The 10,439-nt window shown below is 74.4% G+C and carries 10 protein-coding genes; 5 read left to right on the plus strand and 5 right to left on the minus strand.

Annotation, left to right across the window (positions count from 1 at the left end; translation table 11 throughout):
• Positions 1–6: 6 nt before the first annotated feature.
• Complete coding sequence (locus ACGF1Z_RS03430; RefSeq protein ID WP_392999397.1) at positions 7–1,005, minus strand: hypothetical protein; 999 nt, start codon at positions 1,003–1,005, stop codon at positions 7–9.
• The gene (locus ACGF1Z_RS03435; protein WP_392999399.1) at positions 1,002–2,441 is read right to left on the minus strand and encodes a dihydrolipoyl dehydrogenase family protein; all 1,440 of its coding nucleotides are present in this window, start codon (positions 2,439–2,441) and stop codon (positions 1,002–1,004) included. Before ACGF1Z_RS03435 ends, ACGF1Z_RS03430 begins: the two co-directional genes overlap by 4 nt.
• A gap of 118 nt (positions 2,442–2,559) precedes the next feature.
• Here ACGF1Z_RS03435 and trxA point away from each other — a divergent pair, with 118 nt between their 5' ends.
• Positions 2,560–2,934 (plus strand): thioredoxin, encoded by a 375-nt coding sequence (gene trxA / locus ACGF1Z_RS03440; RefSeq protein ID WP_392999401.1) that lies wholly within the window; start codon positions 2,560–2,562, stop codon positions 2,932–2,934.
• A 231-nt stretch (positions 2,935–3,165) separates the two neighbouring features.
• On the opposite strand, the gene ACGF1Z_RS03445 is transcribed toward trxA, so the two are convergent.
• The 3 genes from ACGF1Z_RS03445 to ACGF1Z_RS03455 all read right to left on the minus strand — a co-directional run bounded on the left by ACGF1Z_RS03445 (position 3,166) and on the right by ACGF1Z_RS03455 (position 5,999).
• A complete protein-coding gene (locus tag ACGF1Z_RS03445; RefSeq protein WP_392999403.1) occupies positions 3,166–4,353 on the minus strand; it encodes a thiolase family protein in 1,188 nt (395 codons plus the stop codon).
• A gap of 119 nt (positions 4,354–4,472) precedes the next feature.
• The gene (locus ACGF1Z_RS03450) at positions 4,473–4,754 is read right to left on the minus strand and encodes a hypothetical protein (RefSeq protein WP_392999405.1); all 282 of its coding nucleotides are present in this window, start codon (positions 4,752–4,754) and stop codon (positions 4,473–4,475) included.
• Between the two features lie 222 nt (positions 4,755–4,976).
• Complete coding sequence (locus ACGF1Z_RS03455) at positions 4,977–5,999, minus strand: LacI family DNA-binding transcriptional regulator (protein ID WP_392999407.1); 1,023 nt, start codon at positions 5,997–5,999, stop codon at positions 4,977–4,979.
• 157 nt (positions 6,000–6,156) lie between these two features.
• Here ACGF1Z_RS03455 and ACGF1Z_RS03460 point away from each other — a divergent pair, with 157 nt between their 5' ends.
• The 4 genes from ACGF1Z_RS03460 (at position 6,157) to ACGF1Z_RS03475 (ending at position 9,903) form a co-directional block, all read left to right on the plus strand.
• On the plus strand, positions 6,157–7,431 hold the full coding sequence (locus ACGF1Z_RS03460) for an MFS transporter (RefSeq protein WP_392999409.1): 1,275 nt from the start codon (positions 6,157–6,159) through the stop codon (positions 7,429–7,431).
• Positions 7,432–7,471: 40 nt separating this feature from the next.
• Positions 7,472–8,179: an alpha/beta fold hydrolase gene (locus tag ACGF1Z_RS03465; RefSeq protein ID WP_392999411.1), complete on the plus strand. Its 708-nt coding sequence runs from the start codon at positions 7,472–7,474 to the stop codon at positions 8,177–8,179.
• 15 nt (positions 8,180–8,194) lie between these two features.
• Positions 8,195–8,413, plus strand: coding sequence for a hypothetical protein (locus tag ACGF1Z_RS03470; RefSeq protein ID WP_392999413.1), 219 nt, complete (start codon positions 8,195–8,197; stop codon positions 8,411–8,413).
• An 80-nt stretch (positions 8,414–8,493) separates the two neighbouring features.
• On the plus strand, positions 8,494–9,903 hold the full coding sequence (locus tag ACGF1Z_RS03475; protein ID WP_392999415.1) for a flotillin family protein: 1,410 nt from the start codon (positions 8,494–8,496) through the stop codon (positions 9,901–9,903).
• Positions 9,904–10,439 lie beyond the last annotated feature (536 nt).

Consider the following 10,439-nt stretch of genomic DNA (forward strand, 5'->3'; position numbering starts at 1 on the left):
TGTCGTTCAGTCCGCCGGCGGCGGCTCCCACGGCAGGGGCTCCACCGTCGCGAACGGCCAGCCGAGCGCGTCGGGGTGACGGCTCGTCTGCTCCGCGTACCAGAGGATCTGCTCGGTGTGCAGGGCCGGCCGGGACAGCCTGGCGAGCGGCGGATGACAGGCGGCGACGGCCTGGGCGACCAGCAGGGCCGCCGCGGCGTCCGACGCGGGATCGCCCGGGCTCGTGTGCGGGACGCCGTACCACTCGGCCACGGCCCGCAGCGAGCGGCCGCCCGGACGGTAGCGGTCGACGTGCCGGTCCAGCACGAGCGGGTCGCAGACCGGAGCCACCCCGGCGGGCAACCGGGCGGTGAGCGAGGGCAGTTCGTGCCGGAGGAGCTCCGCGTGGAGCAACGTCAGTACGTACGGGGCGAACCACACGACGAGCAGCTCCCCGGCGGCGAGGTGGCCCGCGACGAGGGTCGCCAGGTCGTCGAGGGACGCGGCGGCGTCGGCGTGCGGTGCCCCCTCGGCCGCTCCGGCAGGATCCGGGCTCCGGGATCCGGAACCGGGCTCCTCGGCCGCGGACACCCGGCCCGGCCCGGCACCCTGGGACCCCGTACCCGATCGCCGTGGGACCGCGGATCCCGTACCCGACGCCCGCGCCCCGGCCCCCGGCCCCGACCGCCGCGGGACCTCGGGTGCCCTGTCGGGCTCCCGGACCTCGACTCCCGGGTGCCAGCTCCGGTCCCACACCGTTCCGTCGCTCCCCCGCAGCGCCGCGGACCTGATGCGGTCGACGGCCGGCCTGTTGCCGGTCGCCCCGATGTCCAGGGACAGCAGCAGCCGTCGGTGCCAGCCCGGATGGTCGCCCCGGGGCGGCGGTCCCGGCTCGGGCGCGTGCTCCGGGTGGTAGACCTCCCAGCCCTTCGCGCCGTGCCGCAGCAGCCCGGCCCCCGCCGGCACCGGTCCGCCGCAGCGGGCGCAGGACGCGTCGTAGTCGTTGGCCCGGTGGCCCGGACTCATGCCGGGTCCGCCCCGTCCCGGTACGCCTCCAGCAGCCGCAGCCAGGCCTCGCTCAGGGTCGGGTAGGAGGGGACGGCGTGCCAGAGGCGGGCGAGGGGGACCTCGCCGGTGACGGCGACGGTGGCCGAGTGCAGGAGTTCGCCGAGGCCGGGGCCGACGAAGGTGGCGCCGACGACGGTCTCCCGCTCCAGGTCGACGACCATGCGGGCGTGCCCGGTGTAGCCCTGGGCGTACAGCTCGGCACCGGCGACCGAGGTCAGGTCGAGGTCGACGGCCCTGACCCGGCGCCCCGCCGCCTCGGCATCGGCCAGGGTCAGGCCGACGGCGGCGGCCTCGGGGTCGGTGAAGACGACCTGGGGGACGGCGGCGTGGTCGGCGGTGGCGCTGTGCGGCCCCCAGGGCGTCGTGTCCACCTCCCCGTCCCCGGTGGCCCGGACGGCGATGGCGGCGCCCGCGATCCGCGCCTGGTACTTGCCCTGATGGGTGAGCAGGGCACGGCGGTTGACGTCCCCCACGGCGTAGAGCCAGTCGTGCCCGAGGACCCGCAGGCTGTCGTCCACGGACAGCCAGGAGCCCGGCTCCAGGCCGACGCTCTCCAGACCGATGTCCTCGGTGCGCGGCCGGCGGCCGGTCGCGAACAGCACCTCGTCGCCCTCGACGTGGTCGCCGCCCTCCAGGACCACGGTGACCGGGCCGGTGCCCCCGTCGCGTACCACCGCGGCGACGGAGACGCCGGTGCGGACGTCGGCGCCGCGCTCGGCGAGGGCGGCGGCGACGTGCTCGCCCGCGAACGGTTCCATCCGGGGCAGCAGCCCCTCGCCCCGGACGAGCAGGGTGACCCGGGAGCCGAGTGCCTGCCAGGCGGTGGCCATCTCCACGCCGACCACTCCCCCGCCGACGACGACCAGGCGCTCCGGGACGGTGTGGGAACTCGTGGCCTCGCGGCTGGTCCAGGGACGGGCGCCGGGGAGCCCCGGCAGATCGGGGAGGACGGCGCGGCTGCCGGTGCAGACGGCGACGGCGTGCCGGGCCGTGAGGACGTGACGGTCGCCCTCGGGTCCCTCCACGACGACCTTGCGCGGTCCGGCCAGGCGGCCGTGGCCGCGGTAGAGGTCGGCGCCGGTGGACGCCACCCACGCCACCTGGCCGTCGTCCTTCCAGTCGCCGACGACGGCGTCGCGGTGGGCGAGCACGTCGTGGGCGTCGAGCGGGTGAAAGGCGTGGCCGCGCAGTCCGGCGACCCTGCGCGCCTCGGAGCGGGCGATGGCGGGCCGCAGCAGCGACTTGCTCGGCATGCAGGCCCAGTACGAGCATTCACCGCCGACCAGTTCCGCCTCCACCACCGCCACTTCGAGCCCGGCCGCGCGGACCCGGTCCACCACGTTCTCGCCGACCGGACCCGCGCCCAGAACCACCACGTCGTAGTCGAGTGTCATGGGTTCCAGTCTGGGGGTCGTGACCTGGAATAGCGCGGCTCGATACACCGTTGTGCGTGGCGGGCCCCGAGGGGACCGTGAGGAACCGCCAGGAGACCGCCCCGGAGAGGTAGGAAGAATGAGCACCGTAGAGCTCACCAAGGACAACTTCGACCAGATCGTGAGTGAGAACGACTTCGTTCTGATCGACTTCTGGGCTTCCTGGTGCGGTCCGTGCCGTCAGTTCGGTCCCGTCTACGAGGCGGCCTCCGAGCGCCACGAGGACCTGGTGTTCGCCAAGGTGGACACCGAGGCGCAGCAGGAGCTGGCGGCGGCGTTCGAGATCCGTTCGATCCCGACCCTGATGATCGTCCGCGACAAGGTCGCGATCTTCGCGCAGCCCGGCGCCCTGCCGGAGGCGGCCCTCGAGGACGTCATCGGCCAGGCCCGCGGGCTCGACATGGACGAGGTGCGCAAGTCCATCGCCGAGGCGCAGGCCCAGCAGGGCCAGTGAACAGCGCGAAGGGGCGGCCCGGTGCGTCCGGGCCGCCCCTTCGCGTATCCGGGTGAGGGGGCTTCCTGCGCGGCGGCCTCGGCCGGCGTGTCGGGGTGAGGGCGGCGGGCTCCCTCCGTGGCGGGCCGTCGGCCGACGGGGACCTCTCGGCAGACAAGGCCCCTCAGCCGACGGGCCGCCTCGGCGGGCGGGGCGGCGGGAAGGCCGCTCCCTCCCGTCCGGCGGACCGGGTCAGCGCTCCAGGACGAGCGCCAGGCCCTGCCCCACGCCGATGCAGAGTGCGGCGAGGCCCGTGCCGGAGCCGGCCGCGGCGAGCTGGTGGGCGACCGCGCCCGCGAGCCGGGCGCCGGAGGCGCCGAGCGGGTGGCCGATGGCGATGGCGCCGCCGCGCGGGTTGACCACGGCGGGGTCGAGTTCCGGCCACTCCGCGAGGCAGCCGAGGGCCTGCGCGGCGAAGGCCTCGTTCAGCTCGAAGGTCGTCAGGTCGGAGAAGTCCCGGCCCGCCTTGTCCAGCGCACGCCGTACGGCCTCCACGGGGCCGAGACCGAAGAGCTGCGGCTCGATGCCCGTGACGGCCGAGGCCCGGATCCGGGCGAGCGGTTCGCGTCCGGTCTCGCGGAGGCCCGCCTCGTCGACGAGGAGCAGGGCGGCCGCGCCGTCGTTGAGCGGGGAGGCGTTGCCGGGCGTGACGGTGCCGCCGTCGGCACGGAAGGCGGGCTTGAGCCTGGCCAGCGCCTCGGGCGAGGTGCTGTCGCGGATGCACTCGTCCCGCGCGAGCTCGACGCCCTCGTACGGGACGACCTCCCCGTCGTAGAGACCCTTGGCCCAGGCCTCGGCGGCCTTGCGGTGGCTCGCGAGGGCGAAGGCGTCCTGCCGCTCGCGGCTGATGGCGTGCCTGTCCGCGACGAGCTCGGCGCCCTCCCCCAGCGAGACCGTCCACTCGGCGGGCATCCGCGGGTTGGTCATGCGCCAGCCGAGCGTCGTGGAGTGCAGCTGCTGGTGCCCGGCGGGGTAGGCGCGCTCGGGCTTCTGCAGCACCCAGGGGGCACGGGACATCGACTCGACGCCGCCCGCGATGGCCACGGACGCGTCGCCGAGGGCGATCGCGCGGGCGGCCTGGATGACGGCCTCCAGGCCGGAACCGCACAGCCGGTTGACGGTGACGCCGGGCACGGAGGTGGGCAGCCCGGCGAGGAGTACGGCCATCCTGGCGACGTCGCGGTTGTCCTCGCCGGCGCCGTTGGCGTCGCCGAAGTACACGTCGTCGACCAGGGCCGGGTCCAGCCCGGGGGTGCGGTCGACGAGCGCCCGCACCACGTGGGCGGCCAGGTCGTCGGGGCGCACGGAGGAGAGCGCACCACCGAACTTGCCGATCGGGGTGCGGACGGCGTCGACGATGTAGACGTCGCGGATGCTCATCGGTTCTCTCCCACATGACCTTCGCGTACGGGCAACGAATGCGGGAACCGAGGTGGCGTTCGCCTGGTGAAACTTCCTTCGTTCCCGCCGCCCGAGTCTCCGCCCCTCTCCGGCTCCTGTCAACGGCCGCCTCGGGCCGTCCCCGGCCCCCTGATCAGCGCGGTCAGTCCGTAGTCCAGCTCGCGGCCGTCGACGAGGAGCGCCTCCACCGTCCGCGTCTCGGGATCGATGTCGGCCACCAGCCCGTGCCCCTCGTAGATGGGGTACCCGGTCTCGCCGGTGCGGCCGGTCGCCTCGACGACGGCCGAGCGGACGGCGCTGTCCTCCACGGACGCGGCACCGCGGTCCTCCACGTGTGCGGACACCAGCAGGATCTCGAACCGCTTCGGGTGTGTGCTCATGCACCGACGCTAAGACGACAGGCGCCGACGCGCCCGGCCGGGCGCGCGGGGGCGTACGCGGGGCGGCGGACACCCGGGGGCGTACCCGCCCGCCCGGCCCCCCGGTTCGTGCGCGGTCCGCGAGAGCGAGGAGGCCGGCCGCGCCCGGCGGACGGACCGGAGCCTGCGCGCCCGGCGGGGACGAGGTGTCCGCGTCGGCCGCACGCACGGAGCCGGCCGCGTTCAGCTGGACTCGCGGTGCACCACCCGGGAGGCGAGGAGGTCCTGGAGTTCCGGCGCCGCCTCCGGCTCGCGGACCGCCCGGTCGACGAGTTCGGCGAGTTCGCGGCCGACGACCATGTCGATGTGCACGGTGCTGAGCCGGGGCCGCAGGAGCCTGCCGAGGAGCAGGTCGTCCGAGCCGACCACCGCGGTCTCCTCGGGGATGCCGATGCCGGCGTCCTGGAGCGCCCGCATCAGGAGCATGGCGTACTCGTCGTTGTAGCCGAAGACTCCGTCGAGACCCAGTTCGCGCCAGCGCCCGGCGAGCTCGTTCGCCGCCTCCTCCTCGTACGCCAGGGGCAGCGGCACGACGGTGGCGCCGGCCTCCTCGGCCGCGGCCCTCACGCCCTCCAGGCGGGGGACCGAGAACATCTCCAGACCGGGCTCCCCGGGCATCACGACCCCGAGGGCGCGGCGGCCCCGCTCGACCAGGTGGGCCCCGGCCACCCGGCCGACCCGCGACTGGTCCATGACGAGCGCGTGAGTGCCCGGCACCTGCTGGGGGCCCACCGTGATGACGGCCCTGGCGCCCGAGCGCTTGAGCAGTTCTACTCCGGACGGGGTCAGCTCGACCTGGCCGAGCGAGACCACCGCGACCGGACGCAGTTCGGCCCAGGCCCGGGCCGCCTCGTCGGCGTCGAGGCCGACGCTGCCGTACTGCACGACCGTGTAGTCCAGGCGGCGCAGCGCCCACTGCAGGTCGTTGAAGAAGCGGCTGTACAGCGGGCCGATCGGCACGTGGGCCGTGGGCAGCAGGACCATCCGGCTGTGACCGGCGCGGAGGCTGCGGGCGGCGGCGTGCGGGACGTAGCCGAGTTCCTCGGCCGCCTCCCGGACCCGGCGGCGGGTGGGCTCGCTGATCCTCACGGCCGCCGTGTTGTTCAGGACGTAGCTCACGGTGGCCCGCGAGACCCCCGCGAGCCGCGCCACGTCGGCGCTGGTGGGGACGGAGCGTCCGGCGGGGTGCATGGGTGACTGGCTCATCGATCCGGCATCTTTCCAGAACGATCGCGCACGGGGTCTGGCGGATGGCCGGATTCCAGTGCTACACAAGATTTACACGAGTAACTGACACGTGTAACCACTCGTTCATCCTTCCGTCTCCCGCCCCCGCATCGGGCGATCACGTCAGGAGGGCACCGTGGCCCTTTCCTCCTCCGGCACGTCCCCCGGCACCTCCCCCGGCACCGCCGAGGACCCCGGTCCCGCCTCCTCCGCCGCACCCCGGCCGACCCGGGGACTGCTCCCCCTGCTGCTCGCCGGGAACACGGCGATGTACGCGCTGTACACAGGCGTTCCCGGCGTGCTGCTCGCGCTCCAGATCGAAGAGATCGCGCCGGCGGACAAGGTGGCCGACTTCGGTCTGGTCTCCGGTGTCTCGGCCATCTTCGCGACCGTCTTCAACCCGGTGGCCGGTGCACTCTCCGACCGCTCGGGGCGGCGCAATCCGTGGATCCTCGCGGGCGGCCTGCTCGCCCTGCCCGTCATGCTGCTGCTCGGCAGCGTGCACACGATCCTGCTGGTGACGATCGCCTGGTGCCTCGGCCAGGCCGTGATGAACTCCTACCAGGCCGCCCTCACCTCCGTGGTGCCCGACCGGGTCCCCGTCGCCTCGCGCGGCAGGGCCTCGGCCGCGGTGGGCCTGGGCCTGCCCCTCGGCTCGACGATCGGAGCCCTGGTCGGCGCGGCCTTCTCGGACCACTACCGCACCGGCTATCTCGTCCTCGGCGCGGTCGTCGCGGCCACGGCCGTCCTCTTCACCTCCTGCGCCCGGGAGCAGCGCACGGCTCCCCGGGCCCCGATGCCGGTCAGGGAGCAGCTGGCGGCCTTCGGCGGCGCCCTGAAGAACCACGACTTCCGCTGGGCCTTCATCGGCCGGGCACTGCTCGTCCTCGGCTACTTCGCCGTCACGGGCTTCCAGCTGTACATCCTCAAGGACCACACCGACCTGCCGGCCGGCCTCGGCGCCGAGGAGGCGGTCGCCCTCCTGATGCCGCTCAACTCGGTCGCGATGGTGGTCTCCACCGTCCTCGGCGGCTGGCTCTCCGACCGCTACGACCGGCGCAAGCTCTTCGTGGGCGCCTCCGCCGCACTGGCCGCCGTCGCGCTGCTCATCCCGGCCGTCTCGCACGGCTGGACCGCGATGCTGGCCTTCTCCGTGGTCAACGGCCTCGGCTTCGGCTGCTACATGGCGGTGGACACCGCTCTGGTGACGATGGTGCTGCCGAAGGCCGAGGACGCGGCGCGCGACATGGGTGTGCTGAACATCGCCAACGCCGGCCCGCAGATCGTGGCCCCGTTCGTCGCCTCGACGATCGTCTCGCTGAGCGGCGGATACACGGCGCTCTTCCTCGTCGCCGCCGTACTGTCGGTGCTCGGGGCGCTCGCCGTGCGTCCGATCCGTACCGTGCGCTGAGCGCCGCCGCGCGCCCGCACCTCGCAGAGAGGCACCGCCCGTGCAGCTGGACACCAGGACCTGGGGATCCGGGGAACGCGTCGCGCTCCTGGTCCACGGCATGATGACCGACCACCGCACCTGGCGGCGGGTGGGACCGGCGCTCGCCGAGCGCGGCTACCGGGCGGTGGCGGTCGACCTGCGGGGCCACGGGTCGAGCGGGCGGGCGGCGGGTCCCGCGGGGTACGCCCCGCAGGACCACGCGGACGATCTCGTCGAATCCCTGCCCACGGGTGCCGAGTTGGCGATCGGGCACTCGCTCGGCGCGCTCGCGCTCGCCCTGGCGGTGGAGCGGCTGGCCCCGCGGCGCGCGGTGTACGTGGACCCGGCCTGGCGGCTGCCGGGCGGCCCGCACGGCTACCGCCCGGAGCTGTTCACCGGGGCGAAGCTGCTGACCCGGGAGCAGGCGAGCCGGTTCAACCCGCGCTGGACCGAAGAGGACCTGGACGTCGAGCTGGACGCCGTACGGGTCTGGGACGAGCGCTCGACGCACGGACTGGTGCCCTTCGCCGGAAGGGACCTCGGGCCGCGGCGGCCCGCTGTGCCCTCCCTCGTCGTGCTGGCCGAGCCGAGCATGCTGGTCCCCGCCGAACACGCCCGGCTGCTGAAGGAGCGCGGCTTCGAGCTGCGTTCGGTGCCCGGCGCGGGGCACGCGGTCCAGCGGGACGACTTCGACGGGTTCATGACCGCCCTGGACGGCTGGATCTGACGTACCTTTTGGTTCATGGACGACGCTTCGATGGTGGGACTGTTCGGCCGGGTGACCGGCACCGTCGGGCCCGGCCTCGTCGGTGAGGTGATCGTCCGGATCCGGGGCGGCGCCGAACACTTCCTCGCCTACCCGGCCTCGGGGCGGGACCGGATCGAGACGGGGACCGTCGTGATGGTCGTGGAACATCTCCCTCCACGCACCGTGTATGTCACAGCCGCGTATGACAGTTGACCGATCCATTGAGCGGCGCCCGCCCCGGGCGCACACTCCCTTCACCGGAACCGCACGGGTCCGGTGAAGGGGGACCAGCCATGAGCCTCTGGATACTGGCGGGCGCCGTCGTCGGCGCCGTCGCCTTCCTGATCGCTCTGTTCAAACTGATGTGGCGCGTCGCGGAACCCAACGAGGCGCTGATCATCTCGGGTTCGAACCACAAGACGGAGGGCCTCGGCGAGGGCATGGGGTTCCGGATCGTCACGGGGCGGGGCACGCTCGTGATGCCCGGTGTCCAGGCGGTGCGGAAGCTCTCGCTCGACCTCAACGAGACGCAGCTGTCGGTGGAGTGCGTCACGCACCAGGGCATTCCGCTGAAGGTGCGGGGTGTCGTCATCTTCAAGGTGGGCGACGACTTCGTGTCGATCGCCAACGCCGCCCGCCGCTTCCTCGACCAGCAGAAGCTGATGTCGGAGCGGGTGCACATCGTCTTCGCCGGTCATCTCCGCGCGATCGTCGGCGGGTTGACGGTCGAGGACATGATCCGTGACCGGGAGAAACTGACCGGCCAGGCCCGTTCCGCCTGTGGCACGGAGATGGAGAAGCTGGGACTGATCGTGGACTCGCTGCAGATCCACGAGATCGAGGACCCCACGGGCTACATCAAGAACCTCGCGGCGCCGCACGCGGCGGCCGTGCAGCGCGACGCGCGCATCGCGCAGGCGGAGGCCAACCGGCGGGCGACCGAGGCGGAGCAGCAGGCCGCGGCGCGCATGTCGGAGGCCACCAGGGACAGCGAGATCCTGCAGGCCGGCTATCAGGCCGAGCGGGACCAGGCGTCGGCGAAGGCGCGGCAGGCCGGTCCGCTGGCCGACGCGGCGGCCCGCCAGGAGGTGGTGGTCCAGGAGACCCGGGTCGCCGAGCTGGAGTCCCACTTCAAGGAGCAGCAGCTCCAGACGCAGGTCCGCAAGCCCGCCGACGCGCGGGCCTACGAGAAGCGGACCCTGGCGGCGGCCGAGCGGGACGCCCGCATCCTGGCGGCCGAGGCCGAGGCGAAGCAGACCGAACTGGCCAGCGCGGCGGAGGCGTCGGCGACCCGGGTGACGGGCGAAGCGGAGGCCGCGGCGGCCCACGCCAAGGGGCTCGCGGTGGCCGAGGCGACGCGGGCCAAGGGGCTCGCGGTGGCCGAGGGGATCAAGGCGCGGGCGGCGGCCCTCGCGGAGAACCAGGAGGCCGTGGTCGCGCAGCAACTGGCCGAGAAGTGGCCGGAGATCGTGGAGGCGGGCGCGTCCGCCTTCGGCAACGTCGATCAGATGGTGCTGCTCAACGGGGCCGACGGCATGTCGGAGATGTTCGCGAAGGCGCTCACCATGGGCGGAACGGGGCTGGGCCTCGCCCGCCAGCTCCTCGCCACCATGAAGCCGGAGGGTCCGGCGCCGTCCGGGCCGGCGGCGGCGGTGGTGCCGGCGCCGCGTACGGAGGAGATCAGGGTCGGCGACGGCGCGTAGTCCCCGGCCGGAGCGGGCCCGCCGGTCGCGGCGGGGGGCCCGCTCCGGGCCGGACGCGGAGCGGTTCCGGCCGCGCCCGGCCCCGGCGGGTGAAGGGGACCTACCGCCTGCCGGGGGCATGGGGCACTGCGGGCCGCGGGCCCGGAAGGGGCCGCCGCCGGGGCGCGGTGCCGGACCCTCGCCGGGGCGCGGTGCCGGACCGTCGCCGGGCCCCGGACGCCTGCCGGCCGGGGACAGTGCCGGCCGTGCACCCGGTCGGAGCGCGGGGCGGTGTGGGGGCGGCCCCGGACGACGAGGGGCCCCGGACGCCTGACAGCGCACGCGGATAGCAGGGCCCCCGCCCGGACCGGTGCCGGGAGCCCGGACGCTGCCGGAGCGCCAGGTGGTGCGGGACCGGCCCGGACGACCAAGGGGGCCCTGACGCCTGACAGGGCAGGGGGTTAGCAGGGCCCCCGCCCGGACCGGTGCCGGGAGCCCGGACGCTGCCGGAGCGCCAGGTGGTGCGGGACCGGCCCGGACGACCAAGGGGGCCCTGA

Source organism: Streptomyces sp. NPDC048018 (assembly GCF_043202995.1).
Classification (GTDB): Bacteria; Actinomycetota; Actinomycetes; order Streptomycetales; family Streptomycetaceae; genus Streptomyces.